Here is a 21,135-nt window from a genome sequence, read left to right as displayed (position 1 = left end):
AAACCCGCCGCCGCAGCCGATCCTTGATCCGGAAGGCCCGTCCCGCACCGGCGCGGGCCGCCTGTGCACGAACGCCCCCTCTGCCGCCCGGAGTCCGCATGACGTACGACATCGGCGCCGTCCGCGCGCAATTCCCCGCACTCGCCACCGGCACGGCCTTCTTCGACGGCCCCGGCGGCAGCCAGACGCCGCGCCCCGTCATCGACGCGATGGCGGAGGCCCTCGCCGCTCCGCTCTCCAACCGGGGCCGGGTGACCGCTGCGGAGCGCAACGCCGACGACCTCGTCCACGAGGCGCGGCGCGCGCTGGCCGATCTGCTCGGCGCGGAACCGTCCGGGATCGTGCTGGGCCGCAGCGCCACCCAGCTCGCCTACGACTTCTCCCGCACCCTCGCCAAGACCTGGTCGCCCGGCGACGAGGTCGTGGTCACGAGCCTGGACCACGACTCCAACGTCCGCCCCTGGACGCAGGCGGCCACCCAGGCCGGCGCCGAGGTCCGGTGGGCCGGATTCGACCCCGGCACCGGCGAGTTGAGCGCCGGGGACATCCGGGCGGTGCTCTCCCCGCGCACCCGGCTCGTCGCCGTCACCGGCGCGTCGAACCTGATCGGGACCAGGCCGCCGCTCCCGGAGATCGCCCGCCTCGTCCATGAGGCGGGCGCGCTGCTGTACGTGGACGGCGTGCACCTGACCGCGCACAGCCTCATCGACGTGGAGGAGCTGGGAGCGGACTTCTTCGTCTGCTCCCCCTACAAGTTCCTCGGCCCCCACATGGGCGTCCTCGCGGCCCGCCCCGCCCTCCTGGAGACGCTCGCCCCCGACAAGCTGCTGGCCTCGACCGACGACGTGCCGGAACGCTTCGAATACGGCACCCTGCCCTACGAGTTGCTGGCCGGCGCCCGCGCAGCCGTCGACTTCCTCGCCGGGCTGGACGGGCCGGCCGGCGGGGGCCGCAGGGAGCGTCTCGCCGCGTCCTTCGCCGCGCTCGACGAGCACGAGGACGGCCTGCTGCACCGCGTCGAGGAGGGACTCGCCGGGTTCCCCGCCGTCACCTCGTACTCGCGGGCGGCCTCGCGCACCCCCACGGTGCTGATCACCCTCGACGGCCACGACACCCGCGACGCCCACCGGCATCTCGCGGAGCGGGGCGTCAACGCGCCCTCCGGCTCGTTCTACGCCGTCGAGGCCTCCCGCCGGCTCGGCCTCGGCGACGCCGGCGGCCTGCGCATCGGCCTCGCCCCGTACAACGACACCTCGGACGTCGACCGGCTGCTGGACGGCCTGGGCGGCTTCCTCCGCTGAGCGGGTCGTCTCCGCGCCTCGACGGCCGGTCGCCGGGCGCCGCCACGCGCGAACTCACGTGTCACGCATCGGTGTTCCGGCGCCGTCGTGCCCTGCGTACGGCGTTCCCGTGCGCCTCGCGCAGGAGGCGCACGACCGCGTCACGGGTGCGCTCGCCGGGGTTGTTGACCGCCACCCAGCCATGCGCCCGGTACACGGGATGCGGGAGGAGGGTGTCCCTGACCGTGTAGTCCCTCGCCGCCCCTTCCGACCGGGGGTCCTCTCCGAGGAGTTCGGCGAACGCGTCGCGTCCCACGTGGATGTTCAGCCGCCAGCGGCCGGGGGCGTCGAGGTCGCACGAGGTGTCGCCCGGGTAGTTCTTCGTGACGACGGTGGCGTAGGGCTGTTCGCGTTGCGGCACCTGCCCGTCCGGGGCGTAGTAGAAGAAGTGGTCGCCCCAGGAGATCTCGGGGAGGGCACTCCCCTCGCGCGGCGCGAGTTCGAGTACCCCGTCGAATGCTCGGATCGTGTCCAGGAGTTCGTGCAGAGTCATGGTTCAAGCGTGTGGTTGAAGTGCTTATGGAGGGTTCGCGTGGCGCAGACGGCAGACGGCGGGGCTCACCTGACCACCGCGGCGGTGGCGGCGGCGTCGGGTTACTCCGTGCAGCAGGTCCGCGATCTGGAGGCAGTGGGCGTACTGCCCGCGGCGGGGAGGGCGCCCAACGGATACCGGCAGTTCTCCGCAGTCCACCTCCGGGCGCTCCGCGCCTACCGCGAACTCGCCTACGCCGTAGGGCCAGTTGAAGCCCGGTCCACCATGCGGCGACTGCACCGCCACCCGCCGGAACAGGGCGCGGCGGCGGTCGGCGCGTTGCACGTGCGGCTCCACGACGAGCGGGAGCAGGCACTCGCCGCCCGGCACGCCCTGGAGGCCGTCCGGGAAGAGGCGGCCACCGACGCCGAGCCCGGCACGGCCGACTCCATGACCATCAGCGAGCTGTCGCAGGCGCTGGGCGTGAAAGCCTCCACGCTCCGCTTCTGGGAGAAGGCCGGGCTGGTGGCACCCGACCGGATCACCACCCGTGCCGGGACAGCACGGCGCTACCCCCTCCCCGCCATCCGCGAGGCACGCATCACGGCAGCTCTCCGCGCCGGCGGCTACCGCGTCCCGGACGTACGCACAGCGGTCACCGCGGTCCGCGAACTCAGCGACGTGAGCCACTCGCTCGCGGCACTGGACACGCGGCTGGAAGACATCGCCGCACGCACCCTCGCCCTGCTGCGCGCGGGCACTCTGCTCGCGGACATCATCGAACCGGCCGACGAGGACTGACACTTCGCCGGACGTCCCGCCGGACCTCCGCCGGACGACAGGTCGGCGTGAAGCCGGGGCGACTCCGGGATATCCGGTGGTTCACCCCTTTCACGAGGGCACAGTATGGGGCGCATGACTCTGACCACGCCCGTACTGCACACCGCTCGCCTGCAGCTGCGCCCCTTCACCGACACCGATGCGGACGCCCTCTTCGCGCTGCACAGCAACACCCGCGTGATGCGCTACTGGGACTCACCGCCCTGGCAGGAACGGACCCGCTCCGAGCGCTTCCTGGCGACGTGTCGGAAAATGCCGGGCGAAGGTACCGGGGTGCGGGTGGCCATCGACCGTGCTTCTGACGGGGCCTTCATCGGCTGGTCCACTCTGACCGGATGGAACCCGGACTACCGCAGCGCGTCACTCGGCTACTGCTTCGACGAGGCCGCGTGGGGTCACGGATACGCGACGGAGGCCGCGCACTCCTTGCTGCGTTGGGGGTTCGACACGCTGAACCTGAACCGGGTCCAGGCCGAGGCGGATACGCGCAACGCGGCATCCGCCCGGGTGCTGGAGAAGATCGGATTCATGCGTGAAGGGACGTTGCGGGAAGAGTGCATCGTGAACGGCGAGGTGTCCGACACGTGGGTGTTCGGGTTGATCCGGCGGGAGTGGCAGCCGTCAGCCATGCCGACTTCGGCCCGCTGAACGGCTCGGCTTCAGCTCACTTCAGCCCGCCGACGAACGCCGACCAGGACGCGGCGGAGACCAACACCACCGGCCCGCCGGGCACCTTGCTGTCACGCACCGGCACCACCCCCGGAAAGCCGTCCGCCACCTCGACGCAGTCGCCGCCCTCCTGGTTGCTGTAGCTGCTGCTGCGCCACGGGGCGGCGCGCCAATTTCCCTGCAATACCTCGTGGTTGGTCACAGCACTACCGCTACTCACAGCCGTCCTTCAGCCCGCCGACGAACGCCGACCACGACGCGGCCGACACCAACACCACCGGCCCGCCGGGCACCTTACTGTCACGCACCGGCACCACCCCCGGAAAGCCGTCCGCCACCTCGACGCAGTCGCCGCCCTCCTGGTTGCTGTAGCTGCTGCTGCGCCAGACGACGCCGCTCGGCTCGGGACGGAACACTGACTCCACGGTGGCTGCCCTCCATCGCGCTGCGGACCATGTCGAGCGACATGTTCGGCGGCAAGGCTACTGCCCGGAGCCTCGAATAGACGGCTGAATGGCGTTCGACGTCCGCCGGCTCCTCGATGAGCCGGCCGTAGTCGGCCCCTTCCAGATACGCCACTTCCTCACCGCCGGGAAGGGTCAGAACCGTCATCGACCCTCCCAAGGAGTCGTGAGCTCCTTGGTCGAACGGAAGGACCTGGACCGTCACCGAGGCACTCTCCGCCGCGGCCACCAGGAAGCCCAACTGCTCACGCATGACCATGCGCCCGCCGATGGGGCGCAGCAGCACGGCCTCGTCGAGAACAACCCAAAGGGCAGGACGTTGCGGCGACTTCAACCGCTCCTGCCGCGCCATTCTGGCGTGCAGGCGCTCTTCGAGGTGCACGCTGTCGCGCAGCGACCGCCCGACGCTCAGCAAAGCACGTGCGTAACCCTCCGTCTGCAACAGACCCGGCACCACGTGGGCGGCGTACTGCCGGATCTCCACCGCCCGGGCCGAGTACGCCATGAACGCGCGCGACCAGTCGGGGAACGTCTCGCGGTAGACGTACGGCCACAGGTCGACCAGCAGCCCGTCCGCGCTGAGGGCGTGGTCCAGTGCGCGGGCGAGCTCCAGGGTGGGTTTCGCGCCTGAGGCCCGCTCGATCTGGGTGATGCGGGTGCTCACCACGTGTGTCCGGCGGCCGAGGTCCGCCTGCGTCATGCCCGCGGCGGTGCGCAGCCTGCGCACCCGTGAGCCGAAGAGCGCCGCCACCGACGAGGCGGGGTCGATTTCGTTGGCCACAGCCTGACTTCCGTCCTTACGGCCAGAGTTGTAAGCCTTCGGGGGCTTTCGAGCATAGGGCTGCCCGGCAAAGCTTGGGCACGGAATGTCACGACCCGGCACGGGTCGGGCGGAAAAACGGAACGACCGGAATGGCGGCAGAGTGCTCGAACCCACCACCGCGCAGGGCGGCGAATCGTCGTCCTGCCCCCGACTGGCCACGTTCTCCATGCAGTTCCCCTCCTCGCCGCGTGGCGCCCGCCTGGCCCGGCAACTCGCCGTGAAACGCCTGGCGGAGTGGGGTCACGAGGGTGATTCGGAACTGTCCTGCTCGGTGGCGCTCCTGGTGGGCGAGCTCGCCGCCAACGCGGTGAGTCACGGCCGCGTGCCCGGCCGGGACTTCCTGCTGCGCCTGGCCCATCTCGCGGAGGGGACGGTCCGCGTCGAGGTCTCGGACGCCGACGCCCTGCGGCTGCCCGTCCGGCCCGCCGCGCCGTCGTGCGACGACGAGTCGGGGCGCGGGCTGCTGCTGGTCGAGACGCTGGCGACGCGCTGGGGAACGCGGGCCCGCCATCCGGTGGGCAAGACGGTGTGGGCGGAGGTCGTCCGGGAAGTCCCGCGCCCGCGCGGGCAAGAGGCTCCGCCCGGCCTCGGGTGACGCCGGTCACGGACGAGGCCCGGCCGGGGATCCGGCGACGGGCGGCCGCCCGCAACGATGCTGGACAATGCCGCCATGCGGATTTCGGCGAGAGCGGACTACGCGGTGCGAGCCGCACTGGAGCTGGCGGCTGCGGCGGAGAGGTGCCCCGTGAAGGCGGAGGCCCTGGCCACGGCGCAGGAGATCCCGCAGAAGTTCCTGGAGAGCATCCTGGCCGACATGCGGCGCGGCGGGCTCGTCGTCAGCCAGCGCGGCGGGCAGGGCGGCTACCGGCTCGCCGCTCCGGCCGAGGAGATCACCATCGCCGACGTCATCCGCGTCGTGGAGGGGCCGCTGGTCTCGGTGCGCGGCGAACGGCCGCCCGCCCTGTCGTACACCGGGCCGGCGGAGTCGCTGCTGCCGCTGTGGATCGCCGTACGGGCGAACGTGCGGGCGATCCTCGGGGAGGTGTCGCTGGCCGACGTCGCCGCCGGCTCCCTTCCGGCACGCGTCCGGGAACTGGCGGAAGCGCCCGAAGCGTGGACCAATCCGTGAGACACCGTCCACCTTCCCGCGACCTCCGCCGTACCGCCGCCTGCCTCTGACCGCATTCTGAGACGAAACCGCCCGCTTATGTCGGTGGATGTCTGACATAAGCGGGCGAAGGCGCACCTGATCATGTCCACTCAACGAGACGGCATTGCATGCCCGCTCCGGTGCCCCGCATGGTTTCTCTACCAATACGGTAGGAAAACTAGGGAATGGATCGGGGCAGCATGCGCACTCTCATCGTGCTGGCGTTGGTGGGCCTGGGGGCCCAACTCGTCGACGGCAGCCTGGGCATGGCCTACGGGGTCACCTCGACCACGCTCCTGCTGGCCGCCGGCACCAATCCGGCAGCGGCCTCCGCGACCGTCCACCTCGCCGAGATCGGCACGACCCTCGCCTCCGGCGCCTCCCACTGGCGCTTCGGCAACGTCGACTGGAGGGTCGTGCTGAAGATCGGCGTCCCGGGCGCCGTCGGGGCCTTCGCAGGCGCCACCTTCCTCTCCAGCCTCTCGACCGAGATCGCCGAGCCGGCGATGTCCCTGATCCTGCTGGCGCTGGGCGTCTACGTCCTGACCCGCTTCACCTTCGTCGGCCTCTCGTCCAGCAACCTGGGCAAGCCCCTGCGCAAACGGTTCCTCTCGCCGCTCGGCCTCGTCGCCGGATTCGTCGATGCCACGGGCGGAGGCGGCTGGGGGCCGGTGGGCACCCCCGCGATCCTCGCCAGCGGCCGGATGGAGCCCCGCAAGGTCATCGGCTCCATCGACACCAGCGAGTTCCTCGTCAGCGTCGCCGCCAGCGTCGGCTTCCTGGCCGGCCTCGGCCACGAGGGGATCGAGCTGACGTGGGTGGCGGGACTGCTCATCGGCGGCGTGATCGCCGCACCGCTGGCCGCCTGGCTCGTACGGCACATCCCGCCCCGCGTGCTGGGCTCCGCCGTCGGCGGCATCATCGTCGTCACCAACGCCCGCACGCTGCTGAACAGCGACTGGCTCGGCGCGAGCGGCGCCGTCAGCACCGTCGTGTACGTGCTGCTCTACCTGGCCTGGGCCGGGGCCCTGGCGTACTCGGTGCGAGAGTACCGCCGCAACGCCGCCGAGGAACGCGCACTGGTGCGGCAGGCGGAGGCAGCGGAGGCCAGGTCCGCTGCCGCGGAGAGGGAAGAGGAGCCCGCGGCGTCCAACTGACGCGCAGCTTCCGGGACTTCACAGACGTGGGCTCCGCCCCGCAGGCCGTCGGTGCCACGGCCTGCGGGGCGGAGCCCACGCGCGGTTCCGGACGGCGCGAATGCGCCCGACCCGTCGCGAAGTCGGTCCGGGGCTGGCAGGCTGCCGGGCCATGAAGAGACTCACACTTCCCGGCGGCCCGCTCGCCTCCCGCTCCCGGACGGCGCCCGCTCCCCGGCAACGGCTGGGCAAGAAGGCCGCTGCCGCCGCCGTCGGCTTCGTCCTGGTGCTCGGCACCGGCGGAGCCGCCGGAGCCGAATCACCCACGGCCGGCAACGAGTTGAGCAAGAAGATCGACAAGATCCTCAGCGACGAGCGGCTGGCCGGTGCCGGTACGAGTGTGGTGGTCAGCGACGCGGCGGACGGAGACGTCCTGTACGAGCGCCACTCCGGCAAGAGGATGATGCCCGCGTCGAACACGAAGCTGCTGACCGCCGCCGCCGCGCTGGGCGTCCTCGGTCCCGGCTACCGCTACCGCACGGACGTGCTCGCCCACGGCGACCGCAGCGGCGGCCGGCTCGACGGGGACCTGTACCTGCGCGGCACCGGCGACCCCACGCTGCTCGCCGAGGACTACGACGCGCTCGCGGCCGACGTGGCGGCGTCCGGGATCAAGGAGGTCACCGGCCGTCTCGTCGCCGACGACACGCGGTTCGACTCGCAGCGGCTGGGACGCTCCTGGGCCGCGGACGACGAGTCCGCCTACTACTCGTCGCAGATCTCCGCGCTGAGCGTCGCCCCGGACACCGACTACGACACCGGCTCGGTCCGGCTGGAGGTCGCCCCCGGCTCCGCACCGGGGAAGAAGCCCAAGGTCAAGATGGTCCCCGGCAACGACTACGTCGACGTCGAGGTCACCGCGGAGACGGTCGCGGAAGACGGCGACAGCACGCTGTCCGTGGACCGCGAGCACGGCGGCAACACCCTCACCGTCAGCGGCGGCATCCCCGCCGGGGCGGACCCGGAGGAGTCGTGGACGAGCGTGTGGGAGCCCACCGGCTACGCCGCGTCCGTCTTCGCAGGTGCGCTGAAGGACCACGGCGTCCGGGTCGCGGGCAAGACCGAGACGGGCAAGGCCACCCCGGACGGGGCGCGGCGGGTCGCCCGCCACAAGTCGATGCCGGTGTCCGAGCTGAACGTCCCCTTCCTGAAACTGTCCAACAACAACCACGCCGAAGTCCTCACCAAGACCATGGGCTACGAGGCGGGCGGCGAGGGCACGTGGGAGGAGGGGCTGAAGGCCGTCCAGGGCTTCCTGAAGAAGGAAGGCGTCGACACCGGTACTCTGCGCCAAGTCGACGGCTCAGGGCTCTCGCGCATGAACAACGTGCCCGCGGCGGAGTTCGGTGCGCTGCTCCGAGCGGTCCGCGACAAGCCGTGGTTCGGGAAGTTCCACGACGCCCTCCCCGTCGCCTGCGCGCCCGGCAGGATGAAGGGCGGCACCCTCCGTACGCGCATGTGCGGCACCCCTGCCGAGCTCAACGCCCACGCCAAGACCGGTTCGCTGACGGGCGCTTCGGGACTCTCCGGCTACGTCGACGACGCGGGCGGGCGCCGGCTCGTGTTCAGCATCGTGCTCAACAACTACCTCGCCGAGTCCGTGAAGGACATCGAGGACGAGATCGTCGTCGCGCTGGCCGAATCCGGTGACGGGGCGAGCGGGAAGGCGGCGGACGGGAAGCGCGACGGCACGTCCCAGAAGCCCAAGAGCGCGGCCACGCAGCCGTCCGGCCGGGACGCCGCCGACCCGGACGGCTCGGGCGGCCTGGAGTGCTCCTGGCGCAAGCCGGTCCGCTGCTGAGCGGAGGCATGCCGGACACGCCGGGGTGCGGGCCGTACCGCCCGCACTCCGGCGGCTGTCCGCCTAGCCCGCTCCTGCGGGGGCGGAGCGGAGGTCAGGCGCCCTTCGGGTGCCGCATCAGCCGCTCGTCAGCCGTACGCCGCGCACGCTGAGGCCCGAACAGCAGCGCGTCCCGCATATGCCGCCGCACGGCCACCGATTCCAGCAGCTGACTGTCGTGGCCCCGCGCCACAAGTCCCCGTTGAGCGTTGCCGGTTCAGCTGATGCGGCTTGTTCACGACCCGTGTGTCATCAGTGATCGTGCCATGCCGGCTCCCGGCCGTCGATCGCCTGCTCGACGCTCGCCCGCGGTCTTCCGTCGACCACCGCGGCGAGGGCCGGAATGCCGAGGCAGCAGGGGGCCTTGCCTATGCAATCTGCGTGCGTCCCCCGGTCACCGGATCACACGCCAACGCCGTCGAGGAGGCAGAGGTCGATCTTGAGGATCGGCGGCAGGTGGAGGCCCAGGCACAACCCGTGACGGCCGGGCGGAGGCGTGGCGGTCGGCTCCCCCGTCGGCGAACCACTCGGTGTCGGAGTGCTGGACGGCGTGGTCGGCGGAGGAGTGCCGGGGCTCGACGCGGAGGGGCCGGAGCCGCCGTCGGGGTCCATTCCGCCCGGAGACGCCGAGGTGCGCGGCGGTGAACTGCCGGGGCCGCCTTCGGGCAGGCCGGAGGGTTCGGAGGATCCATCGGACGGTGACGTCTTCTCGGGCCCGGAACCGGGCGTCAGCGGCGGCGTGGGGAGCTCTGTCCGACCGTTGCCCGAGGGCCGTCGCGCCGCGTCGCCGTCGCTACCGCCGAAGCCGAACAACGCGAGCGCGACCACTGCTGCGGCGGCCGTGACGGCCCCGCCCGCCACCAGGGCGGGATGATGCTCGCGCCACGTCGTCTTCAGCCAGCGCCCGACGGAGACGACGACGGCGGCGACCGGCGCAGCGAGGCCCTTGTACAGCATGCGGGAGCGTCTGCGGGGTGGCGGGGGTAACGCGGAGTCGTCCTCGCCGCCGGGAGGCGGGGCGGCTGCGGGCCGGCGGTCCCGGCTCCGCCTGGGGCTGAGGCGACGCACGGCCGACTCGCGCTCATCGGCACGCATCTGACGGTACAGAAGACCCACACCAGCGATAACTCCCGCTACGGCTATCGCCAGTAGAAGTTCCATCATTCCCGCCTCGTAGATGCCGCGTCGTACCGCCCATGGCCTCCTCCACAGGATTGAACCATCAGGGGCGATGCGCCAGAGGACGAATCGGTCCCGGGAGCGGGAAGTCGCCGCGTACTTCGGCGAGTTGTGCGGCATTGTCCACGGGAACGGGACGCGAGGGACGGGGCGAGGGAAGGGGACGGGGACGCGGGTGGGTCGGCGATTCGGACCGGGGCGGGCACGGTGCGGCGGCAGCAACTCGCGTCCGCGCGAGCACGGCGTGGAGGGCGTGCGCCGTCAGCTCTTCCCGCGTAGGCCGAGTACGCGGCACGACGGCCGTCGAGCACATGGCAGCGGGCCCGCGCCAACCCCGTAAGGGAAGCGCGGGCCCGCCGCAAGAGGCCGAATGCCACATGTCAGATGTCGGAGACCAAAGGCCGTAGGCCCGATGGCAGAGAACAGATGTCAGAGAGCAGATGGCAGCGATCAGATATCAGAGACCGGCTGACGACTGACAGATGACAGCAAACAAAACCTCAGAACGAAGCGGTGAAACGGTACGCGGAGTGGTCGGAGCCGAAGCGCTTCAGGCGGTCGACCTTGGAGCTCGTCACCGAACCGCTGGCGTACGACTGGTCGATCGGCACGCCCTTGGCGCCCTTCACCCGGATGTAGTCGACGTTGCCGGGCAGGCTCACCTTGCGGTGCCGGTTGAAGTCGCCGACCACGAATATCGGCAGCGCCGTGTTCCTGCCGTGCAGGTTCTTGACGACGTCGCGGAGCTTGCCCGCGTGCTTCTTCCAGCGTCCCTGCCGTTCCGGGTGCTTGCTCCAGGCGCCGGAGATGAAGTGCGTGTTGACCATGAAGAACTGCTGCTTGCTCGACCGGTGCTCCAGCAGCACCCAGTTGACGTACCGGTTCGGCGTCACCTTCGCCTCGCCCTTGTGGGTCAGGACGGAGCCGGAGTCGAGGGGCTTGAACACGTCCTTCCGCCAGGAGATCGGCACCGCCTTCGCCGGTCCCGACTTGGGCAGGAAGTGGCTGTACTTGGGGAGTTGCTCGCGCAGCCGCTTCCGGGCGGCCGCCGACTCCATCTCCTGCCAGCCGATCACGTGGCCGAGCGCCTTGAACTGGGCCCTGCCGCGCCAGACGTTGTGGGTGGCGACCTCCATCTTGACGGCGGCCGTCCCGGCGGCCGGAGCCGCTGCGGCCTCCGAACCGGTCGTCGTCGCGGCCCCGGCGGACATGGTGGAGAAGGTGATCCCCGATGCCGTCAGGGTGGCCACGGCGCCGAGCAGCACCCTCGTACGCGGTCTCATGCAGAAGCTCCTCGAGGTCTGAAGTTGCGGCGGAACGGTGGACCGTGTGGCCGGAACCGGCGGCCTCCAGTCGCGGCCCGGGTCAACGCGCCCCAGCGGGCGGGTGACCGGCAGGCCGTCGACGTCGGACCGATTCAAGAGGGCCGCCATACAAAGCGGATACATTCCCGGTGAGGGCGCGGGCAGCGAGCGGTCCCACCGGCCGGCGGGGCCCCCGCCACCAGGTCAGATGAGCACGTTCTTGTGGAAGACGTTCGCGTAGCGGTCGATGTGACCCACGCTCCTGCGGGACGCGAACCCCATGTTCAGGCGGATTTCACCGCCGGACGTCCTGGTGATCGCCATTCCCTCCGGCTCCCGGTAGACGAGCGACTTCCCCGCCTTCGTCAGGAAACGGTCGACGACCTTCCCGGTGTTCAAGTCGACGCACGAGACGTAGGAGTTGATGTCGGCGGGGTCGGCGTGGCCGTCACCGTCGAGCGTGTACAGGTAGCTGCCCAGGACGGTGTAGCCCTGGAACGTCACGGAGCCGTCGCCGAGCTCGGGCTGCGTGATCTTCGCCAGCGGGTCGCCGAACGTGCCGTTCTCTTCGTCCATGCCGGAGAAGTCGTACAGCCGCAGCGTGAACTTGCCCGCCTCCTTGCGGCGTATCAGGATCCGCTCGTTCACGGGGTCCGTCGCGCAGGTGATCGTCTTGCTGCCCTTGAAGAACTTCTTCACCCCGGACGGCTTCTCGCCGTCGACGAACTTGAAGCGGGCCAGGGCCGTGCCACGGCCGCTGTCGTCGCTGCTGGAGGAGTCGCACTCGACCCAGATGTAGGAGTCCGAGCCTCGCGGCTCCACGCCGATGGAGACGCCGTGGCCGGCGTTGTCGATGTGCATGTGCCCGGTGACCCGCCCCGACCCGTCGAGCCTGTTGATGCACAGATCGTCACCCGAACTGCCGTCGCGGACCTGGGAGATGAACAGTCGTTGATTCGTGGTGTCGTACGCCATGCCCTGCATCGCGTGGTGCTTCTCGTGCAGCAGCGTGCCGCGGAAGACGTCGTAGGAGGGCTTCGACAGGTCGAAGCGTTTCGACGCGGGTACGGCGGCGGCGGCCTCTCCCGCCGCCAGTGCCCCGATGGCCCCGGCGGACAGCAAGGCCGCACCTCCTGCTCCGAGCAGCCCGCGCCGTGAGATGTGTCCGGACATCGACAACCCCCGTGTCGTCATTCGTCGTTACGCTGTCCCGCCCGATCATCACCCAAGGCAACCAAGCGCGTAAGGGAGAGCCGGAATCCGGCGGGAATGTCTCACCCACGGCTGCCCTGTCCCGTTTTCCCTGCCTTCGTTTCACCGAAATGCCGCCCGGGGGCCGCACAGTACGACCGCGGATGGCCGCTCATCTCGCGGTCGGGATAGTGTGCCGCCTGGCCCACGGCGCGGAAGCCGCTTCCCCGGCGCCGCGCCCTGCCGAACTGACCCTCCGGCAGCCGGTAACAGGCCGTGACCCGAGCGCTACGGCGGCGATGGTACTGTCCCGCCCGCTGCTGATCGAACGTGGGGGATTCGAATCGCCCTGCACTTTCCGAAAGTTGTCCGTTTTCATGCCAGAGTGCCGCGCGATGCCTTTCAGGCTCACCCGCTGTGACGGTATATCCGCCACCAGTGAACCGACCGGGCCGCTGGAAACCCGAGTGTCACCCGCAGTTGCTCCTCGGACCACGTGACGGAGCGACGCTGTGAGAATCTACCGCCGCCTCGTTCTGCTGGTCGCGGTACCGCTTGCGGTGGCCGTCACCTTCTCCGTACTCGCTCTCGCCCCCTCGGGGCAGCAGGCGCTGCAAGCCCACCGACTGGCGAACATGGTCGAAGCCGCCGCCGCCGCGAACGAACTGGCCTACAGGCTGCAGGGGGAGCGTACGAGCGCCACGGCCCTCGTCTCGGGCCAGGGCGACGAGGCCTCCTTCCGTAAGACCGCGAACGCCACCGGCGAGAGCGTCGACGCCTTCCGCGCCGAGCGCGAACGGCTGTCGAACGTGCCCGGCAACGCCCAGGAGGCCCTCGACCGCATCGACCGCTCCCTGCAGCAACTGCCCACCGTGCACGCGCAGGTCCGCGCCGGCAGCAGTTCGCTCTCCGCTCTGACCTTCAGCTACCGGATCGTCATCGCCGACCTCGTGGCGTACCGCGAAGGCATAGCCCAGGCCGAGGGCGTGGACGCCGACGTCGCCGACCAGATCCGGGCGAGCGCCGCCCTCTCCGAGGCGACCGAGCACATGGGGCAGCAGCAGGTGACGGTGCTGCAGGCGCTGGCCGGAGGGGGCTTCACTCCCGCCTCGCAGCGTACGTTCGAGGCCACCCGTCTCGGATACACCGAGTCGACGGGCACGATGTTCGACATCGGCCCGCAGGAGTGGCGCACCTGGCTGGAGAAGGGCGTCTACGGGCCCAAGGCTCTGACCGCGCAGCGGCTCGAGGACCGGGTGGGACGCAGCCAGGTGAACGCCGATCTCCCGATCTCCCCTGCCAGTTGGCAGGAAGCGACCGCGGACCGTTTGTCGCTGCTGCGCAAGGTGGAGCGGCGGATCGACGACTCCGTCATCAGGACGGTGAAGGACCGGCGCACCGAGCTGGTCTGGTGGGCCGTCGCCCAGGCGGTGCTGGTGCTGCTGACGCTGGTCGGCACCGTCTTCGTCGCCTCCCGGCTGGGCCGCGTGATGATCCGCCGCCTGCGGCACCTGCGGGACGCCGCGAACGACATGGCCTACAGGCGGCTGCCCCAGGTCACCGCGGAGCTGTCCCAGCCGGGCGCGCTGAGCGGCGCCACTCCCGCCCAGGTCGCCGAGCGGGCGGGGAAGGCGGTGACCACCACCGGCGAGGACGAGATCGGGGAGGTCGGCGAGGCATTCAACTCCGTGCACCACGAGGCCGTACGGCTGGCCGCCGAACAGTCCGACGCGCAGGACCAGTTCGCCGAGACGCTGGTGACGGTGGCGCGCCGCGGCGCGCAGCTGACCAGCGTCATGGTCTCCGAGCTGGACGTGATGCAGCGCGACGAGGCCACCCCGGAGCGGATGAAGCTCCTCTTCGCGCTCGACCACCTGGCGAACCGCATGGAGCGCAACACCAACAACCTGCTGGTGCTGGGTGGTTCAGGGCACGGCCGTGCGCGCAGCACGGATGTGCCGCTCTCCACCGTGATCATGGTGGCGGCGCAGCAGATCGAGCAGTTCGGCAGGGTGGAGACCGGCGTCGTCCAGCCCGGCATCGACATCGCCGCCCGCGCCGTGCACGACGTGGCGCACATCCTGGCCGAGCTGCTCGACAACGCCACCCGCTACTCGCCGCCGGAGAAGAGCGTCGGAGTCGCCGCCTGGCGGCTGTGGGACCGCGCCGTGGTGCAGGTCGTCGACGACGGCGTGGGCATCAAGCCCGAGCGGCGTGCCGAGCTCAACTCCACCCTCTCGGAACCCCGGAAGAGGATCGGCGGCGTGCGGTCCATGGGTCTGCACGTGGTGGCGCAACTGGCCGCGCGGCACGGCATCGGGGTCGAGCTGCGTGCTTCGGAGAGCCCCGGCACCATCGTGGAGATCATGCTCCCCGCCGGCGTGCTGGGTTCCGCTCCCCGCCCCGAGGCGCCGCAGCTGCCGCAGGGCGCGGCGGCCGGCCGCGAGGGCGGGGAGGCTCCGGGGTCCGCGTCCGGGGCTGCCGACGGGGACGGCGGGACGCCCGCGCGGGAGTCCCCGGCCCCCCGGGCCGACGAACTGCTGCCCGCACCGGGCCGCGGCAGGCAGGAGCCCGGGACGTCCGGCGCCGCGACGAGCGACGCGTGGCGGAGCGACCACGAACACAGTGCCGCCGGCGGCGACGAGAGCCGGGAGACGGCTCGCCAGCACGGCGGGCCCAACGGGTCCACGCGGCTGGGACGGATGCAACGGCTGGGCGGCCGCGGGGAGTTCGGCGTGCCGTCCACCGCGTCCCGGTCCACGCCGGGCGACCCGGCACCGAGCCCGCAGGGCACGGAGGAGCACGGCGGGCGTCGCGAGCCGCAACCGGCTCAGACCGCCGGCATCTCCGCCGCGGGACTGCCCGTACGGCGGCGCAAGCAGGCAGACGGGCAGCAGCCGGTCCGTGCCCGGGGCGAGGAAGGCGACGGCGCGAGCGCCTCGACGGCCGGGACCGCGTCCAAGCCGCGGACCTCGCCGCCCCGCCGCCGGGACTCGCGCCAGATCTCCGACGTCCTGACCGCCTATTCGCAAGGCATCAACAGGAGCGTGAGCCGCCGAGAGCGCTCTGCCCCCTCGGACCCCCGCGGTCCGGGAAACCGGAATGCCGACGACACCCAACGGAATACGTGATGAGCCGATCCATCGATCTGAACTGGCTGCTGGGCGACTTCGCCCGGCGGCTTCCGGAAGTCACCCACGCCGTCGCCGTATCCGTCGACGGGCTGACCCTCGCCTTCACCGGGATCTCCCGTGACGACGCCGACCGGCTGGCCGCGATCGCGTCCGGCATCGTCAGCCTGCTCTCCGGGGCCGCAGAGCTGACGCAGACGGACCCCGTGGAGCACAGCCTGACCGCGATGGAGGGCGGCTACATGTTCTCCATGGCGGTCTCAGGCGGCGCGTCGCTGCTGGTGTTCACCACGCGTGAGGCGGACATCGGGGAGGTCAGCTTCATGATGTCGGAGCTGATCAACCAGGTCGGTGAAGCGCTGTCCCCGGAGGCCCGCGACGACGAACGCCAGACCACGCCCGGCTGAACCGCCGGCCGGTGCGCCGCCCTTCCCCTCCACCCGTATCCATCCATCGGAGCCCTCAATGTTGAAAGACGCACGCTCGGCGCGCGGCAAGAGAATACGGACGGCCTGCGCGGTGGCCCTCACCCTCGCGGTGACCGCGACCGCGGGGTGCAGCGGAGAGAGCAGCGCCGACGACGACACCGTGACGATCGGCCTCATCTCCTCCCTCTCCGGCGTCTACAAGCCCGTAGGCACGGAGACACGCGACGGGTTCAAGCTGTATCTCGACACGCACGACGGCAAGCTGGGCGGCCGCAAGATCGACCTGAAGATCGCCGACGAGGGCGACGGCCCGCCCACGGCGCTCCCCGCCGCCAAGAAGCTGATCAAGAAGGACCGGGTGGACGTCCTCACCGGCGTCACCGGCGGCGGCTCCGTCAAGGCCATGCTGCCGCTCGTGACGCGGAACAAGATCCCGCTGGTGGGGTCGAACGCCCGTCCCCCCGTCAAGGACGGCGAGTACGTCTGGCACACCAGCTTCATGTCGGACGAGCCGGGCGCGGCCATCGCGCAGCACGTCAAGGACGAGGTGGACGGCCCGGTCTACGCGATCGGCCCGGACTACCAGGGCGGCCACGACGAGATGCGCGGCTTCACCACCGCCTTCGACAAGGTCGGCGGCGAACTCGCCAACCCGGACGGCAAGACGACGTGGACGCCCTTCCCGAAGACCACCAACTTCGCACCGTACTTCGCCAAGATCGCGAGGACGGGCGCCAAGGCGGTCTACTGCTTCTACGCCGGCAAGGCCGCGATCGACTTCGTGAAGCAGTACGCCGAGTCCGACGTCGCGGATCTGCCGCTGTACTCCGCCGGGTTCATCACCGAGGGCTCCGTGCTGCCCGCCCAGGGCAAGACGGCCAAGGGCATCTACTCGGTGCTCAACTACTCCGCGGACCTGGACAACGAGGCCAACCGGAAGTTCGTCTCCGACTGGACGGCCAAGCACGACGAGCCGCCCACGAGCTACGCGGAGGCCTCGTACGACGCCGCGGCGACGCTGGACAAGGCGATCGGGGAAGCGGCCAAGAAGGGCGAGGTGAACTCCGAGACGATCAACAAGGCCATCGCCGGGCTCGGGAAGATCGACAGCCCGCGCGGCACCTGGGAGTACAGCGAGAAGACGCACACTCCCGTGCAGCAGTGGTACCTGCGCCAGGTGCGCCCCGACGGCAAGCAGTTGGCGAACGTCGTGGTCAAGGACTTGTCGACGCTCGGCAGTTGACGTGAACGTACTGGACGCGCAGCTCGTTCCGGCGGTCGACGGCGTGGCCTACGGGCTGCTGCTGTTCGTCGTGGCCGCCGGTCTGAGCCTGGCCTTCGGCACGGCCGGGGTGCTGAACCTCTGCCACGGTGCGCTGTACGCCGTCGGGGCCTACACGGGCGCCGAGTTGAGCGACGGCACCTGGGAGGGCATGCTCCTCGGCCTCGCCGCCGGTACGGCCCTCGCGGGGGCGGCCGGAGTGCTGCTGGCGGCGTGCACCGTCCCGCTGGTGCGGCGCGGCCATCTCGCGCAGGCGCTGCTGACGTTCGGTCTCGCCTTGATCGGCGGCGACCTGCTCGTCGAGTACTTCGGCTCCGACGCGATCCCCGTACGGATACCCGAGGCCCTGGACCGGTCGGTGGACCTGCTCGGGCACCGCTACCCGGCCTACCGGCTCGGCTTCATCGCCATGGCGCTGCTGCTCGCGGGCTCCGGCACGTGGGTGCTGACCCGCACCCGCGCGGGGGCCGCCGTGCGTGCCGCGGCCGCCGACCCGCAGATGCTCGCGACCACCGGCCGCAGCCCCCGGGCCGTGCACACCGGGGTGCTCGCCGCCGCCGGGGCGCTGGCCGGGGCCGCCGGCGTGCTGGGGGCGCCGATCATCGGGCCCGGGCCGGACACAGGTGACACGGTGCTGATGCTCTCCCTGGTGGTCGTGGTGCTGGGCGGGCTGAGGTCCCTGTGGTCGATCCTGCTCGCTTCGGTCGCCGTGGGCGAGGTGCAGACGCTCGGCGTCTCCCTGGCAGCGGACTGGGCACCGTATCTACTGTTCGCCGCCATGGCCCTGGTGCTGTCCGTACGGGCGCACCGCGGCGGGATTCCCGAGCCCGCCGGCCAGGAAGACGGCTCCCCGGCGGCCGACCCGGTCTCCCAGCTGCTGCGCCGTCTCGCCCGCGCCCGCCGCCCGCGGCCCGGCTCCCCGCGGCGGCCCGGATCCCCGCGGCGGCCGGGCGTCACGGAAGGACCGGGGGGCCCGGAGGTGCCGGGCGGCGGCGCCGGCGCAGGGCGTACGGCGAGTGCCGCGGGGGCCGCCGGCCGGCTGCTCCCCCGCCCGGTCCGCCGGGCGGGGCCGGCACTCGCGCTCCTCGCGGCTCTCGTCCCGCTGCCGGTGCTGGTGTCCCCCTACGCCCTCTCGCTGGTCGGCTACGCGCTGGCGCTGGGACTGCTCGCGGTCAGCGTCACCGTCCTGACCGGTTACGCGGGTCTCCCCACTCTGGGGCAGGCCGCCCCGTTCGCCGTCGGCGCGTACACCACGGCCCTGCTCGCCGGCGCGGGCTGGACGGTGGGGCCGGTCCAGGTGCTCGCCTCCGCGGCGCTCGCGGCGCTGTTCGCGCTGGTCACCTCTCCCGCGGTGGTACGCGCCCGCGGCACGACCGTGCTGATGATCACGCTCGCCATCGGGGAGCTGACCGTCGTCGCTGCCGGTGAACTCAAGTCCGTCACCGGCGGAACCGAAGGGCTCATCGACTTCCCGCCGACCCAGGCGCTGTGGGGAGGAGAGCCTCTGGTCGACGAGAGCCTCGCCTACAACTACAGCCTCGCCGTGGCCGCCTGCGCCGTCGCGCTCACGCTGTACTTCCTGCGCTCACCCGCCGGGAAGCTGCTGATCGGCACACGCGAGGCCGAGGCCCGCATGCGTGCCTCCGGCCATCCCGTGACCCGGTACCTCCTGCTCGCCTACGTCGGGGCCGGTGCTCTGGCCGGCGTCGGCGGTTCGCTGCTGACCACCGTGCAGGCGTACGTCTCCCCCGCGGACGTCGGCTTCGAGATCGCGGCGTTCGCGCTGCTGGCGGCGGTCATCGGCGGCACCCGCTCGGTGCTGGGCGCCATGTTCGGCGCGGGGCTCATCGTCTTCATCCGGGACTGGCTCTCCGCGTCGTGGCCCGGCCACGGGCCGCTCCTGCTGGGCGTGCTCTTCGTCCTCACCGTCTACCTGCTGCCGCACGGCCTCGCAGGGCTCCGCCCGCCTCGCCCACCGATCCCGAACCGCCGGATCCCCGCACCCGAGGGCACCCCATGACACGCGATCACCCCCGGCCCCGCAGCACGGCCGGCACGGCGACCCGCCCCGCCCCGCGCCCGGCGGTGGTCCCGTGCTGACGCTCTCCCACCTCACCCGCCGGTACGGCAACCTCACCGCCGTCGACGACGTGAGCCTGCGGCTGCCCGCGGGAGCACGCCACGCCGTCATCGGGCCCAACGGCGCCGGAAAGACCACCCTGCTGAACCTCGTCGCCGGCACGGCGCGCCCCGACAGCGGGCAGATCCTGCTGGCGCCCCCGGCCCGCTCCGGCGGAGGGGCCCCGGTGGAGGGCGCCTGCGGTGCGGAAGCCGCGCCGGCTACCGACATCACGCGTACGGCGGCCGCCCGCCGCAGCCGGCTGGGGATCGCCCGCAGCTACCAACAGCCGTCCGTCGTCGCCGGGTTGAGCGTGCTGGACAACGTGGTGCTGGCCGCCTGGCGGCATCACCGCGAGGGCGGAGCGGCGTGGCGGCGGCCCTCCGTCGGACGGCGCCTGCGGGAGACCGCGCTGGCCGGCCTGGAGACCGTCGGCCTGGCCGGGTTCGCGGACCAGCTGGCCGGCGAACTCTCGCACGGTCAGCGCCGCATGCTCGATCTGGCCGCCGCGCTCGCCGGACGGCCGCGCCTGCTCCTGCTGGACGAGCCGGCGGCCGGGCTCACCGACCGCGACATCGGCCGCCTCGTCGCCCTGCTGCGGGACATCCCCGCGGACGTCGCGCTGCTGCTGGTCGAGCACCACATCGAGGTGGTGACCGCGCTGGCGGAGACCGTGACCGTCCTCGCCGCGGGCCGCGTACTGGTGAGCGGCAGCACCCAGGACGCGCTCGGCCGGCCCGAGGTCCGCGAGATCTACCTGGACGCCGTCCCCGCCTCCGCGGAAGCGCCGCCGGGCGGCTCCGCGCCCCCGACCGGTCCGAGAGGATGACCGCCATGCTCGAACTCACCGGTCTCACAGCCGGCTACGACGGCGGGACGGTCCTGCACGAGCTGGATCTGAGCGTGCCGGCCGGAAGCGTGCACGCCGTCGTGGGCCACAACGGCGCCGGCAAGACGACCCTCGTGAACACCGTGGCCGGCCTGCTGCGTCCCGACGCCGGCACGGTGCGGGTCAACGGGCGGGACGTCGGCGGCCGGCCGGCCCATCAGGTGGCGCGCGCGGGCATCGGGCTGGTGCCGCAGGGGCGGCGGGTGTTCGCCAGTCTCACCGTGGGCGAGCACCTGCGGCTCTCGTACCGTCCGCCGCGCCCGGAGAAGGGCGACGGCGGCCGCGCGGCACGCCGGGAGAGGACGTGGACGCCGGAGAGGGTGCTGGAGCTGCTGCCCCGGCTGGGCGAGCGGCGCGGGCACCGGGGCACCGAACTGTCCGGCGGCGAGCAGCAGATGCTCGCGCTCGCCCGCGCCCTGCTCGGCACCCCCAGGGTGCTGCTGCTGGACGAGCCGACGGAGGGCCTGGCGCCCGTGGTGGCACGCCGGATACGCGAACTGATCGGCACCCTGGCGCAGGAGGGGATCTCCGTGCTGCTGGTGTCACCGAGCCCCGCGCTGGCCGTCCAGTGCGCCGACGCGGTCACCGTCCTGACGTCCGGACGCGTCACCGCACGGTTCGACGGAGGTCCGCTGCGTTCCGACCCCGGCGCGCTGCACGCCGCGCTGGAGCTGTCGCCGCTCTCACCGGCGGCCGACGACTCGCCGTCCGCATCAGCGGCGAGCACGGGCGCCGACGGTACGGGTACGGGCGGTACGGGTACGGGCGCGGACGGTGCGGCGGCGGGCGGACCGCTGGGGGCGAGGGTGCCCGACGCC

Annotated in this window: 19 protein-coding genes and 1 pseudogene; 13 read left to right on the top strand and 7 right to left on the bottom strand. The window is 71.8% G+C overall.

Going from position 1 to position 21,135, the window contains the following annotated elements; translation table 11 throughout:
• The first annotated feature begins 98 nt into the window (after nucleotides 1–98).
• Entirely contained in the window at nucleotides 99–1,301 is a 1,203-nt protein-coding gene (locus H181DRAFT_RS27695) for a cysteine desulfurase-like protein (RefSeq protein WP_045867186.1), read from the top strand.
• Between the two features lie 61 nt (nucleotides 1,302–1,362).
• Here H181DRAFT_RS27695 and H181DRAFT_RS27690 read toward each other — a convergent pair whose 3' ends face one another.
• Nucleotides 1,363–1,827, bottom strand: a complete 465-nt coding sequence (locus H181DRAFT_RS27690; RefSeq protein ID WP_107068866.1) for a DUF6194 family protein — start codon at nucleotides 1,825–1,827, stop codon at nucleotides 1,363–1,365.
• Between the two features lie 75 nt (nucleotides 1,828–1,902).
• Between H181DRAFT_RS27690 and H181DRAFT_RS27685 the strand changes: the two genes are divergently transcribed.
• On the top strand, nucleotides 1,903–2,613 hold the full coding sequence (locus H181DRAFT_RS27685; RefSeq protein ID WP_045867204.1) for a MerR family transcriptional regulator: 711 nt from the start codon (nucleotides 1,903–1,905) through the stop codon (nucleotides 2,611–2,613).
• 114 nt (nucleotides 2,614–2,727) lie between these two features.
• A complete protein-coding gene (locus tag H181DRAFT_RS27680; protein WP_045867203.1) occupies nucleotides 2,728–3,300 on the top strand; it encodes a GNAT family N-acetyltransferase in 573 nt (190 codons plus the stop codon).
• Between the two features lie 16 nt (nucleotides 3,301–3,316).
• Here H181DRAFT_RS27680 and H181DRAFT_RS27675 read toward each other — a convergent pair whose 3' ends face one another.
• The 3 genes from H181DRAFT_RS27675 to H181DRAFT_RS27665 are packed head-to-tail and all read right to left on the bottom strand — an operon-like array spanning nucleotide 3,317 to nucleotide 4,536.
• Nucleotides 3,317–3,541 carry a DUF397 domain-containing protein gene (locus H181DRAFT_RS27675; protein ID WP_078896019.1) on the bottom strand — a complete coding sequence of 75 codons (225 nt, stop codon included), beginning with the start codon at nucleotides 3,539–3,541 and terminating at the stop codon, nucleotides 3,317–3,319.
• The gene (locus H181DRAFT_RS30105) at nucleotides 3,534–3,659 is read right to left on the bottom strand and encodes a DUF397 domain-containing protein (protein ID WP_074468081.1); all 126 of its coding nucleotides are present in this window, start codon (nucleotides 3,657–3,659) and stop codon (nucleotides 3,534–3,536) included. The genes H181DRAFT_RS27675 and H181DRAFT_RS30105 overlap by 8 nt, the downstream gene beginning before the upstream one ends.
• Nucleotides 3,622–4,536 carry a helix-turn-helix domain-containing protein gene (locus H181DRAFT_RS27665; RefSeq protein ID WP_045867201.1) on the bottom strand — a complete coding sequence of 305 codons (915 nt, stop codon included), beginning with the start codon at nucleotides 4,534–4,536 and terminating at the stop codon, nucleotides 3,622–3,624. The genes H181DRAFT_RS30105 and H181DRAFT_RS27665 overlap by 38 nt, the downstream gene beginning before the upstream one ends.
• A 238-nt stretch (nucleotides 4,537–4,774) precedes the next feature.
• On the opposite strand from H181DRAFT_RS27665, the gene H181DRAFT_RS27660 reads away from it, so the two are divergent.
• The 4 genes from H181DRAFT_RS27660 to dacB all read left to right on the top strand — a co-directional run bounded on the left by H181DRAFT_RS27660 (nucleotide 4,775) and on the right by dacB (nucleotide 8,755).
• Nucleotides 4,775–5,203, top strand: coding sequence for an ATP-binding protein (locus H181DRAFT_RS27660; RefSeq protein ID WP_052708789.1), 429 nt, complete (start codon nucleotides 4,775–4,777; stop codon nucleotides 5,201–5,203).
• Nucleotides 5,204–5,278: 75 nt separating this feature from the next.
• Nucleotides 5,279–5,737 carry an RrF2 family transcriptional regulator gene (locus H181DRAFT_RS27655; RefSeq protein ID WP_045867200.1) on the top strand — a complete coding sequence of 153 codons (459 nt, stop codon included), beginning with the start codon at nucleotides 5,279–5,281 and terminating at the stop codon, nucleotides 5,735–5,737.
• 221 nt (nucleotides 5,738–5,958) lie between these two features.
• Nucleotides 5,959–6,915: a sulfite exporter TauE/SafE family protein gene (locus H181DRAFT_RS27650; protein ID WP_045867199.1), complete on the top strand. Its 957-nt coding sequence runs from the start codon at nucleotides 5,959–5,961 to the stop codon at nucleotides 6,913–6,915.
• 151 nt (nucleotides 6,916–7,066) lie between these two features.
• On the top strand, nucleotides 7,067–8,755 hold the full coding sequence (gene dacB / locus H181DRAFT_RS27645) for a D-alanyl-D-alanine carboxypeptidase/D-alanyl-D-alanine endopeptidase (RefSeq protein WP_078896022.1): 1,689 nt from the start codon (nucleotides 7,067–7,069) through the stop codon (nucleotides 8,753–8,755).
• A gap of 441 nt (nucleotides 8,756–9,196) precedes the next feature.
• Here the strand turns inward: dacB and H181DRAFT_RS27640 are convergent, their stop codons facing one another.
• The 3 genes from H181DRAFT_RS27640 to H181DRAFT_RS27630 all read right to left on the bottom strand — a co-directional run bounded on the left by H181DRAFT_RS27640 (nucleotide 9,197) and on the right by H181DRAFT_RS27630 (nucleotide 12,399).
• Entirely contained in the window at nucleotides 9,197–9,751 is a 555-nt protein-coding gene (locus H181DRAFT_RS27640; protein WP_045867183.1) for a hypothetical protein, read from the bottom strand.
• A gap of 722 nt (nucleotides 9,752–10,473) precedes the next feature.
• Nucleotides 10,474–11,256, bottom strand: a complete 783-nt coding sequence (locus H181DRAFT_RS27635; RefSeq protein ID WP_139131769.1) for an exonuclease/endonuclease/phosphatase family protein — start codon at nucleotides 11,254–11,256, stop codon at nucleotides 10,474–10,476.
• A 225-nt stretch (nucleotides 11,257–11,481) separates the two neighbouring features.
• Complete coding sequence (locus H181DRAFT_RS27630; protein WP_199810849.1) at nucleotides 11,482–12,399, bottom strand: phage baseplate protein; 918 nt, start codon at nucleotides 12,397–12,399, stop codon at nucleotides 11,482–11,484.
• A 581-nt stretch (nucleotides 12,400–12,980) separates the two neighbouring features.
• On the opposite strand from H181DRAFT_RS27630, the gene H181DRAFT_RS27625 reads away from it, so the two are divergent.
• From H181DRAFT_RS27625 to H181DRAFT_RS27600, 6 genes and pseudogenes are all read left to right on the top strand, one after another.
• On the top strand, nucleotides 12,981–15,599 hold the full coding sequence (locus tag H181DRAFT_RS27625; RefSeq protein ID WP_045867181.1) for a sensor histidine kinase: 2,619 nt from the start codon (nucleotides 12,981–12,983) through the stop codon (nucleotides 15,597–15,599).
• Nucleotides 15,599–16,006 carry a roadblock/LC7 domain-containing protein gene (locus H181DRAFT_RS27620; RefSeq protein ID WP_045867180.1) on the top strand — a complete coding sequence of 136 codons (408 nt, stop codon included), beginning with the start codon at nucleotides 15,599–15,601 and terminating at the stop codon, nucleotides 16,004–16,006. Before H181DRAFT_RS27625 ends, H181DRAFT_RS27620 begins: the two co-directional genes overlap by 1 nt.
• A 58-nt stretch (nucleotides 16,007–16,064) precedes the next feature.
• On the top strand, nucleotides 16,065–17,270 hold the full coding sequence (locus H181DRAFT_RS27615) for an ABC transporter substrate-binding protein (protein ID WP_045867179.1): 1,206 nt from the start codon (nucleotides 16,065–16,067) through the stop codon (nucleotides 17,268–17,270).
• Between the two features lies 1 nt (nucleotide 17,271).
• Nucleotides 17,272–19,329 (top strand): ABC transporter permease subunit, encoded by a 2,058-nt coding sequence (locus H181DRAFT_RS27610; RefSeq protein WP_045867178.1) that lies wholly within the window; start codon nucleotides 17,272–17,274, stop codon nucleotides 19,327–19,329.
• Nucleotides 19,330–19,402: 73 nt separating this feature from the next.
• A complete protein-coding gene (locus H181DRAFT_RS27605) occupies nucleotides 19,403–20,257 on the top strand; it encodes an ABC transporter ATP-binding protein (protein ID WP_045867177.1) in 855 nt (284 codons plus the stop codon).
• A 5-nt stretch (nucleotides 20,258–20,262) separates the two neighbouring features.
• A pseudogene (locus H181DRAFT_RS27600) lies at nucleotides 20,263–20,994 on the top strand (ABC transporter ATP-binding protein); the annotation flags it as partial.
• Between the last annotated feature and the right edge of the window lie 141 nt (nucleotides 20,995–21,135).

This window comes from Streptomyces sp. WMMB 714, assembly GCF_900090125.1.
In the GTDB taxonomy this organism is placed as follows: domain Bacteria; phylum Actinomycetota; class Actinomycetes; order Streptomycetales; family Streptomycetaceae; genus Streptomyces; species Streptomyces daqingensis.
The sequence above is the reverse complement of the archived record's forward strand: the minus strand, read 5'-3'. Positions and strand labels throughout refer to the sequence as shown.

Coding starts and splice junctions, on each gene's coding strand:
- H181DRAFT_RS27620 (WP_045867180.1), top strand. CDS start 15,599: ATGAGCCGATCCATCGATCTGAACTGGCTGCTGGGCGACTTCGCCCGG.
- H181DRAFT_RS27640 (WP_045867183.1), bottom strand. CDS start 9,751: ATGCTGTACAAGGGCCTCGCTGCGCCGGTCGCCGCCGTCGTCGTCTCC.
- H181DRAFT_RS27655 (WP_045867200.1), top strand. CDS start 5,279: ATGCGGATTTCGGCGAGAGCGGACTACGCGGTGCGAGCCGCACTGGAG.
- H181DRAFT_RS27695 (WP_045867186.1), top strand. CDS start 99: ATGACGTACGACATCGGCGCCGTCCGCGCGCAATTCCCCGCACTCGCC.
- H181DRAFT_RS27650 (WP_045867199.1), top strand. CDS start 5,959: ATGCGCACTCTCATCGTGCTGGCGTTGGTGGGCCTGGGGGCCCAACTC.
- dacB (WP_078896022.1), top strand. CDS start 7,067: ATGAAGAGACTCACACTTCCCGGCGGCCCGCTCGCCTCCCGCTCCCGG.
- H181DRAFT_RS27660 (WP_052708789.1), top strand. CDS start 4,775: ATGCAGTTCCCCTCCTCGCCGCGTGGCGCCCGCCTGGCCCGGCAACTC.
- H181DRAFT_RS27615 (WP_045867179.1), top strand. CDS start 16,065: ATGTTGAAAGACGCACGCTCGGCGCGCGGCAAGAGAATACGGACGGCC.
- H181DRAFT_RS27680 (WP_045867203.1), top strand. CDS start 2,728: ATGACTCTGACCACGCCCGTACTGCACACCGCTCGCCTGCAGCTGCGC.
- H181DRAFT_RS27635 (WP_139131769.1), bottom strand. CDS start 11,256: ATGAGACCGCGTACGAGGGTGCTGCTCGGCGCCGTGGCCACCCTGACG.